Origin of the sequence: Paenibacillus sp. GM1FR, assembly GCF_002803315.1 — a bacterium.
GTDB lineage: Bacteria > Bacillota > Bacilli > Paenibacillales > Paenibacillaceae > Paenibacillus > Paenibacillus amylolyticus.
In genome coordinates, this window is the sequence record NZ_MKZL01000010.1 from 75674 (window position 1) to 90782 (window position 15109).

A 15109-nucleotide genomic window follows, 5' to 3' on the forward strand; every position below is an offset into this window, starting at 1 on the left:
CTGAAATGGAAAAAAGACGCTTCTACTGTTAATAAACAGCAAAAAGCGCCCTGAAACGAGCTACTATGCTCGTGTGTTATTTACTCATCCACATGTTCAGTCACATATGACCAGCCATGACACGAGTGATGGTTCATCGCTAACTCCATAAGGGACCTCTTCCTTTGAGTTATTTCCCGAATCTCCCCGTTACGGGCACCTGGCGGGTGCCGGCCTCCATCGATCCTGAACACAGGGGACAGGCGGGAGAGCCCGAGGATGCCTTCTTGGTTGCTTTTGAAGGTACAGCTGGCTTCTGTCTTAGCCACGCTTTACAGGTGGACGAACTGCATTTCCAGACCGCAACGGTCTCCGTACGCTCAGCATTCCCTGAACCTGAAGTGTGCGACTGTGAACTGGAGGAATTCGCAGCTGTCGGTCTCACACCAGTGGTGCTGAACGCCTTATGGTTGCGAATCTCCCCACTGCCACGTCGTTCACCGAGGCGATCCTCATCACGTTCGTTGTGGACCTCGTAGTCACGACGGTCACTGTGGCTGATGGCACGACGCTGTGCCACATCCCGACCTTCGGAACGGGTACCCGAGCCCGAGCGGGCGTACTGTCCATTACCTTTACCATATGAAGTCTGACTGCTCGTCCGGCTCTCCTCACGAGGTTTACGTTTGTCCGGAACTTCCATGCCGAAGGCTTCAAGCAGGAAACGGGACACATCCGCTGGTTTTCCATGATGGCTCGCCGGTGAGGTGACATACAAGTACTGCTTGGCCCGTGTGATGGCAACGTAGGCGAGCCTGCGTTCTTCCTCCAGCGCCATGTCCAGTTCGGCATCTGTCTGCTGCACAGCAAGCGCAGCTTTCTGATCCTCAGGAATATCCTGACGCAGTGCGGTACTGTGAGGCACAATGCCTTCACTGGCTCCGATCCAGTACACACAAGGGAACTCCAGTCCTTTGGCCCGGTGAATGGTCATCAGTTGTACCGCGTCACTATCCTGCGCACGGCGCAAAGATTCCATCTCACGGTGTCTGCGGGACAGCTCATCCGCGAATTGAATAAATTCTTCTACCGTTTCGAATTTTTTGACGGCAGCTTCGAATTCATCCAGAGTTTCCAGCATCGTTTCCTTATAATGGGTAAAGATGCTGGGATCACCACTTTCCATATACTTGTCGTAGAACTGCCTGCGCATCTCCTGAATGGCGATGATGGGTTTTAGTTTGTGCAGTGATTTGATCAGTTTGATGCGTTCCTTGACCTGTTCCTGCTGGAACGGTTTCAGCTTGTCCCATTTCACCAGATGGATGAGCGGGTATTTCTTCGCCTGTTGTTGTTCACAACGCTGTATCCATTCCAGTCCTGTATCTCGTGATACATAGAGCGGTCCTAATGCACTTGGGAGAGCATCCATGGCACGTGGATCAAGAGACAGACGCAAATGATCCATCAGGGGTCTGATGAGAGACTGGTCATAGAACACCGGAGAAGCACCATGCTGTACAAAAGGCACATCTTTCAACACAAGCTGCTCGAATACAGCCCGGCTACTGCTGGCTGTCCGGTGAAGAATCGCAATATCACGATAGGTGTGTTGTCCTTCTTCAACCTGCTGGCACAGCTGGTTTACAACCCAAGCCGCTTCTTCCTCCGCATTGGAAGGTGTAGCGAAACGGGGCGCATCGCCGCGGTTTCCGGCGGCACGCAGCCGTTTGTCACGTCTGCGTTTATTGCGGGCGACCAGCTCACTTCCGAGTCCAAGGATGCGTGCATCACTGCGATAATTGATATCCAGCGTCACAATGCGTGCACCGGGGTATACTTTATCGAATTCCAAAATTGATTCCTGGCGTGCGCCATTAAAGGTATAGATCGTCTGGTCATCGTCTCCCACAACCATCAGATTGCGGTGAGCGGAAGCCAGTTTTTGCACAATTTCATACTGCAGATGGTTGGTATCCTGGAACTCATCCACCATAATGTACTGGAAACGCTTCTGAAGCGGCCCCAGAACAGCAGGATCACGAAGCAGCGCGGCTGCCCGTAGTAAAATATCATCAAAATCCATTTTGCCGCGATCCTGCTTCCAGGCTTCGTAACCAAGCAGAACACGCTTGGCATCGCGTTCTTCCTGTGATTTTTCAGGCAGATCGGTTGTTTCCGATCCTTGCATCTTCCATGCGGACAGCATAGCCAGCAGACTTTCAGGCTGGAAAGCTTCACTCATGCCATTCTGGCGAAGAAGCATCTTCAGCACCGTATGCTGGGCTCGCGACTCGCCAAAGATCTCTTCCTGCACACCGTAATGACGCAATAATGTCAGCGCAAAAGAGTGGAAGGTGCGAGCCTGTACGGCTCTCGCGGCTGCCGGGCGTATACCTGGCAATGCGGCGATCCGGTCTTTCATCTCGGTGGCGGCTTTGTTCGTGAACGTCACCAGCAGGATACTGCCTGCATGTACGCCACTGACCTCTATGAGGTAGCCGGCTCTTGCAGCCAGTACAGTTGTTTTGCCACAACCGGCTCCGGCGAGCGTCAGAATCGGTCCTCTGCCGTGACGAACTGCCGAGATTTGTGGTGCGTTTAACTTGATGCCGGCCTCTTCCAGAGAGCGAAAATAAAAGGCATCCTGTTGCTCATTACCCACGAGTTGCCGACTGGTCTCCAGCGGAGCAGATGGGGACTGGGGCAGGGACGCCGCCGGGGTAACCCCGAGCGGACGGGGGTAGAACGTTGAGTTCGGACTTAACATGTTTCATCCACCTCTGTATGCATTCAGGGATAGGACTATCCCGGCTAAAAGTAAACCATTTGCCCTTTTCACAATCGCATTGTAAATTGGTATGATAGAGTTAGTCGCCTAATCAGGCGGTTAAGTAGAGCCAAAGCTTCATTATACCCGAACATATGGTCTTGACGAAAGCCCCCGATTTCATCCAGTATCGGTATAAAACGGGCACCTGCACGAGATTACGCAACTTTTTGGCATGATATCGTATAAGTTATATGCCTGAGCATTTTGCATGAAAGATGTAATATGCTAATTTACTACTAAATAGAAATGATAATATTGGTTTTGACGGGACAGAGGAGGAATGGTCATGAAACTGCTTCAGCGCATCAAAGACGGAGCGAACAAAGCAACAGAGCGTGCCCAGCACGCCGTTGAGATTGGGAAACTGAACAACCAGATTGTGGGCTTGCAACAGGAACAGGAAGTCCATTTTACAGATATGGGTCGCATCTTCTATGAGGGTTATCGGGCACAGGATATGACGCGTGCGGAAAAAGAAATGGTGGATCTGTCGCAGCTCTGCGACGAATTGCAGGACGAGATTGATGGTCTGCGCAACAAGATTGCACAACTTAAGAACGAACGGTTGTGCGAGTGTGGACACGTCGCTTCCCTGGATGCCAACTTCTGCCCTAAATGCGGACGCAAGTTGGGTGAACTCAAGACAGCAGCGCCTAAAGTAGCAGCAGCAGGAGTTGCAGGAGCCACCACAGCCGCGAGACAGGAGGCAGCTGTAGCTCAGACCCCAACTGAAGAGCCGGACTTCTACGATGCGCCACCTGAGTTGGAACTGGAGGAAGATGAGCCGTATCATACGGTCATTCCGTCCATAGCGGATCTGGAAACAGAATCGGAATATAACAGTACGGAATTTACCCAGGAAGAAAAGGAAGCGTTTGATGCCGAGTGGGAACGTCGCAGAGATGAAGAGATGCAACGGGAACGTGAGCGTCAGCAGGAACTGGACGAACGCATCCGCTACTGGAAAGAAAACAACCCGATCGTGAACACGGTGGATGTACAGACCGAAGTATCACGTGAAATGGTGAATTGTCAGATTTGTGCAGCCGAGCTGCCCAAAGGGTCGAAGTGGTGCCCGCGCTGTGGTGCCGAACAGATCTGATCTGATGCAGTAGAAGCACTGCCGCATCATTTTGAGGCAGTGCGGGTTGCTGACAGCATGGGGGGACGGGAATATGGACCAACTGCTGCATCATTTGCGTCATCTCGGGTTTACTGAGATGGAATCTAAAATTATGGTGGAACTCGCTCGTCAGGGATCAGCCTCAGGATATGAGGTTGCGAAGCGGCTGGGCGTGTCCCGTTCCAATGTATATGCGACCCTGCAACGGCTGGAGCAGCGTGGGTTCTTGCGGTGTAGTCCGGGGGAACCAGCGAAGTATAGTGTGCTGAAGCCAGAGGAGATGACACGTATGATCTCCGATCAAATGCGTACCTCGCTGGATTATGTCCAGAGCAGCATGCCCAAGAGTGAACCGGAGAAGCCTGTCTTCTATAACGTCGAAGGTGACAAAAATGTGTTTGAGAATCTGAGCCGTGAATTGGCCGAGGCTCAGCATGAGATTGTCGTAGATGTTTGGCGTGAAGAGGCAGAGCTGCTACGTAATGACTTACAGCAGGCTGAAGCTCGCGGTGTGCGGCTGTTATGGTCATGTGATGGTGGCGAAGGTATGATCGATCAGCCCGTTCCTTTGCCGGGATTACCTTTGTACGGCACAGGTAATGGTCGGAAATTCTCCCTGGTGGTGGATCGCCGCTGGTGCATGCTGGGCATGCGCGGGGAATCATGCGCTACACAAGCAGTGGTGACGGAGCATCCGGTAATGACCGGACTGCTGCTGAATCATTTTGCTCAAGAGCTGGTGTTGTACGAACTGGAACAGGATATGGGTGAGGAACTGGAGTCCCGCTATGGGCACCGGTACGAAGAACTCTCTGCGCGTTACTGGTCTTCTCCTTCAGGAGAGGGTGACCAGAGCTAGGCGGATCGGCGACTAACTCACTTCGAATTGGAGTGGAGAAGCCAGCACAAGGTATCTTTCTTGATGAAACGAATACGTATGTACATAGCTTGTACATAAAGCAGGCGCTGCCCGAAGGCAGACGCCTGTTTGTGCTGGTTTGAGATATGACAGTGATGTTCGTCACAGCATCTGTTCCTAGTCAAGTCGATAGTAAAGGTATGAAGTTATGCTATTTTTGAGAAAATGAAGCTATGAACATTCGATTGAACTGGATCGGGTTGAACAGGATTGTACACGATCATTCTTTGGGCACGTGATACAGAGCTTCCAGCACGTCCGTATAATAAGCTGTACCATGGGGTACGAATTCCGTTGCCCGAATCTCGCGAACGATACGTTCCGGTTCATCAGCTGCATGATCACTTAATGGGTCCTTATGACCGATGGAATGTGGCGGTGATGTCAACGGCTGAGTCTGAACTCCGGTAGCTTGAATGACGTCGATCTCATTACGAAACAAAGCGAGTAGGTCATCCAGCGGCACTTCATACAGGCTATCCACCTCGCTAGGCTGCAGAACGTAGGCTTCGAGCCGCTGGTTCAGACATAATCCATAGACGGCGCTGAACTCCCGATCTATGAATGGGACACCACGCACCTCTCCTTGGAGCTGCTGTGTAGCCGTGAGTAGATAGGTTAGTGCCTCGAATGGAGTATAAACACCCAGTTCTTCCTCCAGCTCACGACTGGCGTCTTGCAGTTGTTCACCTGCTGTGAGATGACCTGCTGCTGTAATGTCATAACATCCGGGAAAGGTATCCTTAATATCACGCCGCCGCTGAAAAAGGACCCGTCGCTGCTCGCCTTCGTCACGCACGATCCAGCAGTGGAATGAACGGTGCCAATATCCTTTGGCATGGACCTCGCTGCGTAGTGAAGTGCCGATCCAATTTTGCTGATCGTCATAAATGTCGAAACGTTCTGGGGTCATGAAACGTATCTCCTTATATAGCAGATTTTAAAGTTCAAAATTTCACAAAGTATGTTTTAAACGAAAGGGGAACCATCGTATGGAATGCATTGTACACTTTCAGGTGATTTATCCGCAACCTCAGGAACGTAAAAGTCTTAGAGGACTTATATTTGTAGGGCAAGGTCAGGAACCGGCTAACAGTCAGTTAAGCAGCATGTTTAAGGATATGGGATTTAATGTACGTTTGGAAGATGAGGCCCAGTTGTTGTTCAAGCCAGTGGATGCTTCGGCAAACTTTGAATATATTCGTGTGACAGAACTTGATACTGGGGAAGAAGTTTACAAAGAAGATAAAGATCTGAAGTCGATCCTGGAGCATTTGCTGCCACGCCGTTTCTAATTCATGAGCATGGCCGCGAATGAAATTCATGGGGGAGCATATGTAATACATGTATGATAGGCACAAAAAAGGCCCCACCTTTACGGTGGAACCTTCAAACCTTTAAGCTACGCAACCCATAGTTAATGAAGCCCATATGGCTAGCTTTTCATACATAAACCCTAGCAAGTAAGAGGTTGTCCCCCGCATCAGGATTTATCCGTAATTCAACTCGGTGCGTCTTTAAACGTTCATTGTAATTATGCTAGAGCGCCGGTGCCTTCAGCTTCGAGCTCTGAAGTACAGTGCGAGCAGCGGGTAGCTGCGGCTGGAATTTCCGATAGGCAATACTTGCAAGCCTTGGTCGTTTTTTGCGGCTCGGGCTTTTTGTGTTCTTTGCTTTTCAGATAGTTGATGCCCTTCACAAGCATGAAGATACAGAACGCAACGATAAGAAAATCAATCATGACGTTGATGAACTGTCCATAAGCAATCACGGTAGCCCCAGCTTCGTTGGCTTGAGCGAGGGTGGTGATGTCCTGTCCGTTTGCTGTTTTGATATCCCGGTCCAGGTTGATGATTTTCTGACTGAAGTCGATTCCACCCATCAGTTTTCCAACCGGGGGCATGATGATATCATTCACAAGGGATGTGACGATTTTACCAAAAGCAGCCCCAATAATGACACCGACCGCCAGATCGATGACGTTGCCGCGGACGGCAAATTCCTTGAATTCGTTAAGTACGCCTTTCATGTTTACATATCTCCTTTGATCATTCGATTCAAAATCTAGGCCGCGTTTCCATCCATTCTCCGTTCAGATCCGCGCTTCCGTTCTCATATTGTACATAAAAAATAGATTCCAATCACCCCCTGTTTGCAAATTAAGACAAGTTTCCGCAACTTCCATGAAAATACTTCTTTATTTCACGGCGTCGATTCGGTATACTTCTAACATTGTCAGTTATGTTTAACCTTTTACATTCAGGTTCGCGATCATACATTGTAACGAATCATGGAGCCAAAAAATTAAATATGCCGTTACTCGTATATGTGCAGGAATAGGCCTGCATGTCTCTACCTGATCACCGGAATGATCGGACTACGGGAAAGATGTTGCAATGTTTTGTATGGTTGGCATGAGATCATTCTCAGACAGTTTGACTGAAGAGCAGGTTCAAGTGGCTTTTATCTGTTTCCGATTACACTGTTTGAGGTTTCTCAGAGCAGGATTGAACTCCTGTCATTCTGTCCAACCAGTACACTTGCAGCATCCATACGGCTTGTCCATATACGTACAAGTCCGTCTTTCCCGTCTCCGGTTATTCCGCAGCGTGTGAAAAGGCGGGCTTTTTGCTTTTTTACCATGCGATTGGAAGAGCATGTGAGCTTCTGTGCGGAGGGCATTCAGGGGGAAGAATTACAATGCAATTGTTAAAAGACAAGGTGAGACAGGAAGGTATTGTCCTGTCCGAGCAAGTACTCAAAGTGGATTCATTCCTGAACCACCAGATGGACCCGGTTTTGATGAAGGAAGTAGGTAAAGAATTCATTCGCCGCTTTGAAGGTGAGAATATCACACGTGTGCTGACAATTGAGTCGTCAGGGATCGCACCGGGCATCATGACTGCGTTGGAGCTGAACGTGCCGCTGATCTTTGCACGGAAGCAGAAGTCGCTCACACTGACGGAAGACATTCTGGTGGAGAAGGTCTACTCCTTCACGAAGCAAGAGACCAATGAAATTACCGTTGCCAAGAAGTTCATGAAGCCTGGTGATCGCGTACTGATCATTGATGATTTTCTGGCGAATGGCGAAGCAGCATTTGGTCTGGCTCGCATTGTGGAGCAGGTTGGAGCCGAAGTGGTGGGTATCGGTATTGTTATTGAAAAAGCATTCCAGCCGGGAGGTCGCTTGCTGAAAGAAGCAGGATACCGTGTGGAATCATTGGTTCGCATCGGGGCACTGTCGGATGGACAGGTTACATTTGCGGACGAGGAGGGCACGAACTAATATGGCACGCGAACGTATTTTTCAACGGCATCGGCATCCAATCAAAACGTTCTCCCTCGGACTACAGCACGTGCTTGCTATGTATGCAGGAGCCGTCGTTGTCCCATTGATCGTTAGTAACGCATTGGGTTTTACACAGGAACAACTAACCTATCTCATTGCCATTGACTTGCTCGCATGTGGTGTGGCTACACTGCTTCAGGTATGGGGAAATAAATATTTCGGCGTAGGGCTGCCTGTCATGCTCGGTTGTGCATTCCAGGCCGTGTCCCCGATGATTCTAATCGGGATGAACAGTGGGGTATCTGCCATTTACGGAGCGATTATTGCCTCAGGGCTGTTCGTATTGATCTTCTCCGGAATCTTTGGGAAGCTTATTCGGCTCTTTCCACCAGTGGTTACGGGTTCGGTGGTTACGATCATCGGTTTAACCTTGATTCCCGTTGCTTTCCACGATCTGGGCGGCGGTCAGGGATCAGAAGATTTTGGTAGCGGAGTTAATCTAATGCTCGGCTTCGGCGTGCTGCTCTTTATCATTCTAATGACTCGTTTTACAACCGGTTTTATCCGTTCCATCTCAGTATTGATTGGTCTGCTTGTAGGTACGATTGCAGCAGGGTTTATGGGCGAGGTTAATTTTGCTCCTATCCGCGATGCAAGTTGGTTCCACGTTGTTCAGCCGTTTTACTTCGGTACACCGACATTTGAGATTGTACCGATCCTGACGATGATTCTGGTGGCGATTGTCAGCGTGGCCGAGTCCACAGGTGTATTTATGGCTCTGGGCAAAATCCTGGACAAGGACCTGTCGTCCAAGGATCTGGCGCGCGGTTATCGCGCAGAGGGTCTAGCCATTGTGTTAGGCGGGATTTTCAACTCGTTCCCGTATACAACGTATTCGCAAAATGTAGGACTTGTACAGATGACACGTGTGAAGACACGTGATGTCATTGTGGTGGCTGGTGGAATCCTGGTGGTCATTGGATTTGTACCAAAAATTGCAGCCCTCGCACAGCTCGTTCCAGGGGCAGTACTTGGCGGAGCCATGGTGGCCTTGTTTGGCATGGTGGTATCATCAGGCATTCGAATTATCGGCAGTCAGGTTGATCTGAACCGACATGAAAATCTGTTTGTCATCGCTTGTTCTGTAGGTATGGGCCTGGGTGTTACCGTTGTGCCTGAGTTGTTCGCAGGTGCACCGGCCTGGGCTCAGATTATGCTCGGTAATGGTATCATTGCAGGCAGCTTCACGGCGATCTTCATGAACCTGCTGTTCAATGGTCTTGGTACCAAGGAAACGGCCGCCAAAATGGCTGAACAACAGGCAGATGCCATCCTTGGAGAGACGGGCAAGTCAGCTTAAATTAGCCGAAGTAGGCTAGGGTTATCATCCAGCAGGATTGTTATGTTAACTGTTATAAATAGACGATTCACAAGATGAATAATGAATCAGGTTAATCATGAAGATATACAGCATGAATGGTTTATGACATACATCATTTATGCTATGAATATTCAATCACATGAAGAAGCCCTTTTTACATTGCGAAACACCGAAGATACAGACTCAGCAGAGTCGTGTTTTCGGTGTTTTTTTGTTTTGTTTATCATCAGCATAGCGTCCAATATGCCGCTGTACAGGAACAATACAGGAACAAGACCTTATGCCGGATGTAAGAAGTTATTCACCTAATTCGATGGCAAGCCATGTTGTATGAAGGATAGACTGTTATCATGCATGGGGATATACACCAAAGAGATAAGCGATCCAATCGCTTTTTGATTACATAACAATAATTTCACTGGGAGGAACGATGAATTATCAACCTGTATTAAAACAAGATCGAATGAAGTTTCTGGATTTGTTTCGAGGGTTTTCCTTGATAGGCTTACCATTTGTAAATGTATTGGCATTGTGGGTTATGTTGAAGCCGGATACTCGTGTAGATTTTTGGATCCAACGAGCATTATATTTTTGGGTGGAGGCACGTTTTTACGATATCTTCTGTTTTTTATTTGGCCTTGGATTTTATCTTTTTCTAAGCCGGTCAGCTGCCAAAGGTCAAACCAAGCTGTTTCTCTATATCCGCAGGATGCTTATTTTATTAGCGCTGGGATATATTCATCAACAGTATCAGTCTGGAGAAGCTTTATTTCTATATGCCATCATAGGGCTGGTTGTCATTCCGTTATATTGGGCACCTCGAACTGTGAATTTGGTGATCGGTGTGGTGGGATTTATTGCAGCCGCCGCGATAGGTGTCAAAATGCTAACGATTCCTTTTTTAATTATACTGGGATTGTCAGCAGGTCAATATCAACTGATGGAGAAGATCCAGAAAGGACTTCCGTATCTGGGCAGAATCTGGTTCATTTCATTCATCGCTTCTACGGTGGGGATTGGTATCATGTGGTGGGTTGCTCCTCCGGATGCGATGAGTCCGTTTCTATACGAAGTGATTGGTGCGAGCCTGCCTGTTGCTGAGCAAGCCAATATGGATGCTGCTTTTCGATTAGAACATATCGGTGTGGCAATTGGTCCGGTGGTATCCATCTTTTATCTAAGTACATTACTGAGATTGAACCAGAACATGACCTTTTCCAAAATGTTAAGTCCCCTGCATGCATTCGGACGAATGGCCCTGACCAATTATATTGCACAGACCATCATTTTGTTAGTGGTATACCAACTCATATTTGCAGATGCTGCTGTATCGTATATGGTGTCTACCCTTGTGTGCATTGGCATGGTTATTGTACAAGTCATCGCGAGTAATCTGTGGATGCGCTGGTTCCAGTATGGGCCGCTGGAATGGGTATGGAGATGTGGTACTTATCTAAGTTTCATTCCGATCCGGAAAAAGCATTCTAAGCCACGTGTTCATGACAAAAGGGTGAGAGGTTGACTCTTTTTCCTCGTTATAATCAAAGACGATCCACATCCGGTTGAACGGAAATGGATCGTCTTTTCTTTTTGGAACACGTCTACCTTCTGCCTGAAGTTACAGATGACGCAGCTGTTTTTCTGCAAAATCGCCAACCCACGGCAGTTTTAGCCATTTCCCCTGCAGGCTGGTAACGACCATAATAAGCCAGACCACTACACCAAGCAGGGATAACAGCGATGCCACCAGTGGTCCGAACAACGGAAGGAAAGCCGATAATACATGCCCGACCATAATGATGCCAAAGACCGTTACAGATTGCAACGCATGAAATAACACGAACCGGCTCCGCTTCTCCACAGCGAGAAAGACAATCCCACCTACAAAGGTAAACAGATAACAAAGCATACCGGCAATATTTTCATCCAGACCGCTAGACGATTTCATGGGGGACATCCGGTCCAGCCTCCTTTGTCCTTTTTAACTAAGCTATGAAGGAGATGGACAGAACTGAACCGATGAATTTATTTGCCTGTGAACGGATATGGGGATGCAACACATAGGAAAAAGCAAACAGGGACAGAGCAAGCCATTGTACAGCTTACTGTGCCCCTATTATCGTTTACGATTAAAGGTTGCTTTAAACGAAATCGCTATCCGCCCTCGATCTGTCTGCGAGGGTTTGTGATCTTGCCCATTTTATCGGTGTCGTTTTCTTTGGGAACCAACCGCTCATCGGTTCTCCCTTCGTGATGATTATCATAAGCATATTCGGTCAGTTTCCATTCCGACTTGCCAAGAACGGGATCGGCCGGGAAATGTTGTCCCCGGTGCAGATGTTCCTCACGTCCGGCTTCATTGATGTAAACTCCGTCTACTTCCACCTTTTCATGCGAAAGGGGCAGCATATCTTGTTCTTTGCGGTCCATGAGACGACGCCTCCTTTGGATACCAGTAATTTAACTGTATGGGTTGTCCGTGATAATATCCCCCGAATAGTTCAGTGTTATGCTGGATATATTAATTCCGTATAGAATGGTGGCAATCTTAACATATGATTCGGAATTAAACTTTTTGGGCATGAAAACCGTTATATTCATTAGAGGAAATCGTCAAGTCGTAAGATACTTCCGAATATGCTACAATAAGATTATGATTCATTCCGAATCATATCGGGTATTTATAGTGTCAGGTACTTGCTTTCTAGCGAGGTTCCCGACCTAAAGCTTGCTTTAAGCCGCGCACACAACTTCATGGATGGCATTTAAGACTTATTCGGCATTCTCTAAACGGAGCATTCACTTTCAACGTTTTGGGAGGGAATTACAATGGCAACGAAAGGTCACAATGAGGTCAAAGAAAGTTTGAGGGAAATGACTCGGATTTTCCGTCCTAAGGATCCAAAAAAATTCGTGAAGGAGTACGTGAGAAAATACCGGATTACGGGTGGATATGAGGAAGAATTGACTTCTGTGGTTGAGCATGAGCTTGTCAAGATGGATTCTTCCGTGTCCTGAAACAACACACAACTCTGATTATACTGTTCCGATAATGAATAGAACCGTCTCTCGGGCGTTAAGCTCCGGAAGGCGGTTTTTTTTGCGTTCCTGCTGCATATATATGGGAGTACACCTACAGCGGGAAGGATGAATGCATGTGGACCCTATTTTGAAAACCAAAGAAGAGATTGGCTACATGCGGGAAGCTGGACGAATTTTGCGAAGTTGTCACCAGCATATTGAGCAGTGGATGATCCCCGGTATCACGACAGCAGCGATTAATGAGCGGGTGGAAGAGTTTCTGGCAGCACGAGGAGCCACACCGGAGCAAAAAGGGTATAAAGGATATCCTTACGCGACGTGTGCCTCTGTTAATGAAGTGGTCTGCCACGGATTTCCGGGGGAAGAGGAGCTGGCGAGCGGGGATGTAGTGACCATCGATATGGTGGTGAACAAAGACGGCTGGCTTGCTGACTCGGCCTGGACATATGGAATTGGTGAAACAAGCAGATCCATTCGCAAGCTGATGAGACGCACGGAGAAAGCACTTGAGCGGGCGATTGCTCAGGCAGTTCCGGGGAATACACTCGGAGATATTGGAAGTGCCATTGAAAGAACAGCCAGACTGTTTCGGTACGGGATTGTGAAGCCTCTTATCGGTCATGGGATTGGTCAATATATTCATGAACCCCCAAATGTTCTGCCTTATGGCAAACGTAGAACGGGCACGATGCTCACCGAGGGCATGGTTATTACGATTGAACCAATCTTTACAAAAGGCAGTTCTGGGGCCGTTGTGTGGGATGAAGATGGATGGACGGTAAGGACGGTAGATGGCAGCTGGGGGGTCCAGTATGAGCATACGGTTGCGATTACTGGGAATGGCCCCTTGATTCTGACCGATGGCACGTGAGATGAAGTCAGTGAATAAGAGGACTTGAGTTGAACTTTCTCCCAAATGCTCCATGCTGTTTTGAGCTTAAAGATAGCGGTATGGAGCGGTAGGCATGTCTTCTGAATGGATATGGAAGAGGTTTTCCATATATTCTGATCTTTCTTTTGCATAATAGCACATGTTTTCAATGTGAGAAAAATCACCAATAAATCGAGTTTTATCACCGAAATTTGGCAAAAATTTTCAAATGTAGAGTGTAATACTTTTAACTGAAATCGTTTGCAAATCAAGTTGTAGAGCGGTTTTTTACATAAAGTGAACAATTTGTGAACATGTGTCCAAAGATTGACAAAATCATACCCTCAACTTATATTTAATAAGTGATTGAAGCATATAGAATGAATTGGAAGAATGCGCAGACATGCCCTGAGCAGGAAATCACGGGAGTACTGGAAGCGTTATTTTTCTAAGCGTTCTGTATGATGAAGAGGATTATGCGTATCGTGCTGAAACGTACCTTTTGTTGCCTTTCTACCGAACGACAACGGTAATCTACGAAAACGTAAAAAAGTGGGGTAGATCAATGATGAAACAGTGGCAGGTTGCAAAGCGAATTCTCCCCTTGCTGGCGGTGTTCTCTTTGCTGCTATCCGCATGCGGGCGGGAAGACTTGTCGGTAATGAAACCTCAGGGTCCTGTAGCGCAAGGCCAATATGATCTGATGAAGTTATCCATCGCGATTATGATCGTGGTGCTCATCATTGTATTTGCCATAGCAGCCTATGTTCTGATCCGGTTTCGTAGACGAGCCGGGCAGACTGAGATGCCCGAACAGGTTGAAGGTAATTTCAAGCTGGAAGTAATCTGGACAGCCATTCCGTTATTGCTGGTTATTGTTCTGGCAGTACCGACGGTCCAAACGATTTTTGCCCAAGGCGAAGATCTGTCCAATGACAAAAATGCACTTAAGGTCCAAGTCACCTCGCATCAGTACTGGTGGGAATTCACTTATCCTCAATATGACGTAACCACCGCTCAAGATCTCATCATCCCGACCGGAACAAAAATTGCATTCGAATTAAAAACCGCTGACGTGCTTCACTCCTTCTGGGTGCCGTCACTTGCGGGCAAAATGGACACAAACCCGGATGGAACACTTAACAAGTTCAGTTTCTCTGCACCGAATGAAGGCGTTTACCGTGGTAAATGTGCCGAATTATGTGGCAGATCGCATGCTTTCATGGAGTTTAAGGTAAAAGCAGTGAGTCAGGAATCCTTTGACAGATGGGTGAACCAGATGAAAGCACCCGCAGTCCTTCCTGAAGACACTCAATTGGCTGAAAAGTTCAAAACAAACTGCCTTTCTTGCCACGCTGTTGGTGATCAAGGTGGACCGGTTGCACCTAACCTGACGGGAATCGGCGGCAAGGAATCTGTCGCAGGCATTTTGCTGAATTCTCGCGAGGGACAGGAAGAAGGTAGTCCGGTACTGGATAACATGAAAGAATGGCTCCATGATCCACAATCCGTGAAGCCGGGCAATACCATGCCGAATCCCAAAGATCTTGGGTTGACGGATGAAGAAATCGACGGAATTGCCGAATATCTGGCCAACTACAAATTGGACTATGAATAGAACAGCAAGGACGAAGAAGGGGGTACACAACCTTGGCTCATGCGCATAGCGT

The 15109-nt window shown here is 48.0% G+C and carries 15 protein-coding genes and 1 riboswitch; of the genes, 9 read left to right on the plus strand and 6 right to left on the minus strand.

Features of this window, described 5'->3' with window-relative positions:
- Positions 1–169: 169 nt before the first annotated feature.
- Positions 170–2749: a UvrD-helicase domain-containing protein gene (locus tag PAEAM_RS05870; protein WP_047840274.1), complete on the minus strand. Its 2580-nt coding sequence runs from the start codon at positions 2747–2749 to the stop codon at positions 170–172.
- Between the two features lie 349 nt (positions 2750–3098).
- Here PAEAM_RS05870 and PAEAM_RS05875 point away from each other — a divergent pair, with 349 nt between their 5' ends.
- Both PAEAM_RS05875 and PAEAM_RS05880 read left to right on the plus strand, forming a co-directional pair.
- Positions 3099–3914 (plus strand): zinc ribbon domain-containing protein, encoded by an 816-nt coding sequence (locus PAEAM_RS05875; protein WP_100526977.1) that lies wholly within the window; start codon positions 3099–3101, stop codon positions 3912–3914.
- Positions 3915–3987: 73 nt separating this feature from the next.
- On the plus strand, positions 3988–4794 hold the full coding sequence (locus PAEAM_RS05880; RefSeq protein WP_100526978.1) for a TrmB family transcriptional regulator: 807 nt from the start codon (positions 3988–3990) through the stop codon (positions 4792–4794).
- A gap of 280 nt (positions 4795–5074) precedes the next feature.
- On the opposite strand, the gene PAEAM_RS05885 is transcribed toward PAEAM_RS05880, so the two are convergent.
- Positions 5075–5767, minus strand: a complete 693-nt coding sequence (locus tag PAEAM_RS05885; RefSeq protein ID WP_100526979.1) for an NUDIX hydrolase — start codon at positions 5765–5767, stop codon at positions 5075–5077.
- Between the two features lie 79 nt (positions 5768–5846).
- On the opposite strand from PAEAM_RS05885, the gene PAEAM_RS05890 reads away from it, so the two are divergent.
- A complete protein-coding gene (locus tag PAEAM_RS05890) occupies positions 5847–6149 on the plus strand; it encodes a hypothetical protein (RefSeq protein WP_017690846.1) in 303 nt (100 codons plus the stop codon).
- Positions 6150–6388: 239 nt separating this feature from the next.
- On the opposite strand, the gene mscL is transcribed toward PAEAM_RS05890, so the two are convergent.
- Both mscL and PAEAM_RS31720 read right to left on the minus strand, forming a co-directional pair.
- On the minus strand, positions 6389–6883 hold the full coding sequence (gene mscL, locus PAEAM_RS05895) for a large conductance mechanosensitive channel protein MscL (protein WP_036613199.1): 495 nt from the start codon (positions 6881–6883) through the stop codon (positions 6389–6391).
- A 271-nt stretch (positions 6884–7154) separates the two neighbouring features.
- Positions 7155–7254, plus strand: a riboswitch (purine riboswitch).
- A 96-nt stretch (positions 7255–7350) separates the two neighbouring features.
- Positions 7351–7497, minus strand: coding sequence for a hypothetical protein (locus PAEAM_RS31720; RefSeq protein ID WP_155985102.1), 147 nt, complete (start codon positions 7495–7497; stop codon positions 7351–7353).
- A 57-nt stretch (positions 7498–7554) separates the two neighbouring features.
- Between PAEAM_RS31720 and PAEAM_RS05900 the strand changes: the two genes are divergently transcribed.
- The 3 genes from PAEAM_RS05900 (at position 7555) to PAEAM_RS05910 (ending at position 11048) form a co-directional block, all read left to right on the plus strand.
- Positions 7555–8142: a xanthine phosphoribosyltransferase gene (locus PAEAM_RS05900; protein ID WP_036613196.1), complete on the plus strand. Its 588-nt coding sequence runs from the start codon at positions 7555–7557 to the stop codon at positions 8140–8142.
- A gap of 1 nt (position 8143) precedes the next feature.
- Positions 8144–9505, plus strand: coding sequence for a nucleobase:cation symporter-2 family protein (locus PAEAM_RS05905; RefSeq protein WP_076329702.1), 1362 nt, complete (start codon positions 8144–8146; stop codon positions 9503–9505).
- A 451-nt stretch (positions 9506–9956) separates the two neighbouring features.
- Positions 9957–11048 carry a DUF418 domain-containing protein gene (locus tag PAEAM_RS05910; RefSeq protein ID WP_100526980.1) on the plus strand — a complete coding sequence of 364 codons (1092 nt, stop codon included), beginning with the start codon at positions 9957–9959 and terminating at the stop codon, positions 11046–11048.
- Positions 11049–11144: 96 nt separating this feature from the next.
- Here PAEAM_RS05910 and PAEAM_RS05915 read toward each other — a convergent pair whose 3' ends face one another.
- Both PAEAM_RS05915 and PAEAM_RS05920 read right to left on the minus strand, forming a co-directional pair.
- Positions 11145–11483, minus strand: a complete 339-nt coding sequence (locus PAEAM_RS05915; RefSeq protein WP_047840268.1) for a DUF4870 domain-containing protein — start codon at positions 11481–11483, stop codon at positions 11145–11147.
- A 197-nt stretch (positions 11484–11680) separates the two neighbouring features.
- Positions 11681–11956 (minus strand): hypothetical protein, encoded by a 276-nt coding sequence (locus tag PAEAM_RS05920; RefSeq protein ID WP_036613189.1) that lies wholly within the window; start codon positions 11954–11956, stop codon positions 11681–11683.
- 399 nt (positions 11957–12355) lie between these two features.
- Between PAEAM_RS05920 and PAEAM_RS05925 the strand changes: the two genes are divergently transcribed.
- From PAEAM_RS05925 to coxB, 3 genes are all read left to right on the plus strand, one after another.
- Positions 12356–12544, plus strand: coding sequence for a hypothetical protein (locus tag PAEAM_RS05925; protein WP_017690840.1), 189 nt, complete (start codon positions 12356–12358; stop codon positions 12542–12544).
- A gap of 133 nt (positions 12545–12677) precedes the next feature.
- Positions 12678–13439 (plus strand): type I methionyl aminopeptidase, encoded by a 762-nt coding sequence (map, locus tag PAEAM_RS05930; RefSeq protein ID WP_100526981.1) that lies wholly within the window; start codon positions 12678–12680, stop codon positions 13437–13439.
- Positions 13440–14004: 565 nt separating this feature from the next.
- Positions 14005–15057 (plus strand): cytochrome c oxidase subunit II, encoded by a 1053-nt coding sequence (coxB, locus tag PAEAM_RS05935; RefSeq protein ID WP_047840266.1) that lies wholly within the window; start codon positions 14005–14007, stop codon positions 15055–15057.
- The last annotated feature ends 52 nt before the right edge of the window (positions 15058–15109 follow it).

What these genes read in the sequence shown, in the direction of transcription:
- PAEAM_RS05870 (WP_047840274.1), bottom strand. Translation starts at nt 2,749, where the DNA reads ATGTTAAGTCCGAACTCAACGTTCTACCCCCGTCCGCTCGGGGTTACC.
- PAEAM_RS05875 (WP_100526977.1), top strand. Translation starts at nt 3,099, where the DNA reads ATGAAACTGCTTCAGCGCATCAAAGACGGAGCGAACAAAGCAACAGAG.
- PAEAM_RS05880 (WP_100526978.1), top strand. Translation starts at nt 3,988, where the DNA reads ATGGACCAACTGCTGCATCATTTGCGTCATCTCGGGTTTACTGAGATG.
- PAEAM_RS05885 (WP_100526979.1), bottom strand. Translation starts at nt 5,767, where the DNA reads ATGACCCCAGAACGTTTCGACATTTATGACGATCAGCAAAATTGGATC.
- PAEAM_RS05890 (WP_017690846.1), top strand. Translation starts at nt 5,847, where the DNA reads ATGGAATGCATTGTACACTTTCAGGTGATTTATCCGCAACCTCAGGAA.
- mscL (WP_036613199.1), bottom strand. Translation starts at nt 6,883, where the DNA reads ATGAAAGGCGTACTTAACGAATTCAAGGAATTTGCCGTCCGCGGCAAC.
- PAEAM_RS31720 (WP_155985102.1), bottom strand. Translation starts at nt 7,497, where the DNA reads ATGGTAAAAAAGCAAAAAGCCCGCCTTTTCACACGCTGCGGAATAACC.
- PAEAM_RS05900 (WP_036613196.1), top strand. Translation starts at nt 7,555, where the DNA reads ATGCAATTGTTAAAAGACAAGGTGAGACAGGAAGGTATTGTCCTGTCC.
- PAEAM_RS05905 (WP_076329702.1), top strand. Translation starts at nt 8,144, where the DNA reads ATGGCACGCGAACGTATTTTTCAACGGCATCGGCATCCAATCAAAACG.
- PAEAM_RS05910 (WP_100526980.1), top strand. Translation starts at nt 9,957, where the DNA reads ATGAATTATCAACCTGTATTAAAACAAGATCGAATGAAGTTTCTGGAT.
- PAEAM_RS05915 (WP_047840268.1), bottom strand. Translation starts at nt 11,483, where the DNA reads ATGTCCCCCATGAAATCGTCTAGCGGTCTGGATGAAAATATTGCCGGT.
- PAEAM_RS05920 (WP_036613189.1), bottom strand. Translation starts at nt 11,956, where the DNA reads ATGGACCGCAAAGAACAAGATATGCTGCCCCTTTCGCATGAAAAGGTG.
- PAEAM_RS05925 (WP_017690840.1), top strand. Translation starts at nt 12,356, where the DNA reads ATGGCAACGAAAGGTCACAATGAGGTCAAAGAAAGTTTGAGGGAAATG.
- map (WP_100526981.1), top strand. Translation starts at nt 12,678, where the DNA reads ATGCATGTGGACCCTATTTTGAAAACCAAAGAAGAGATTGGCTACATG.
- coxB (WP_047840266.1), top strand. Translation starts at nt 14,005, where the DNA reads ATGATGAAACAGTGGCAGGTTGCAAAGCGAATTCTCCCCTTGCTGGCG.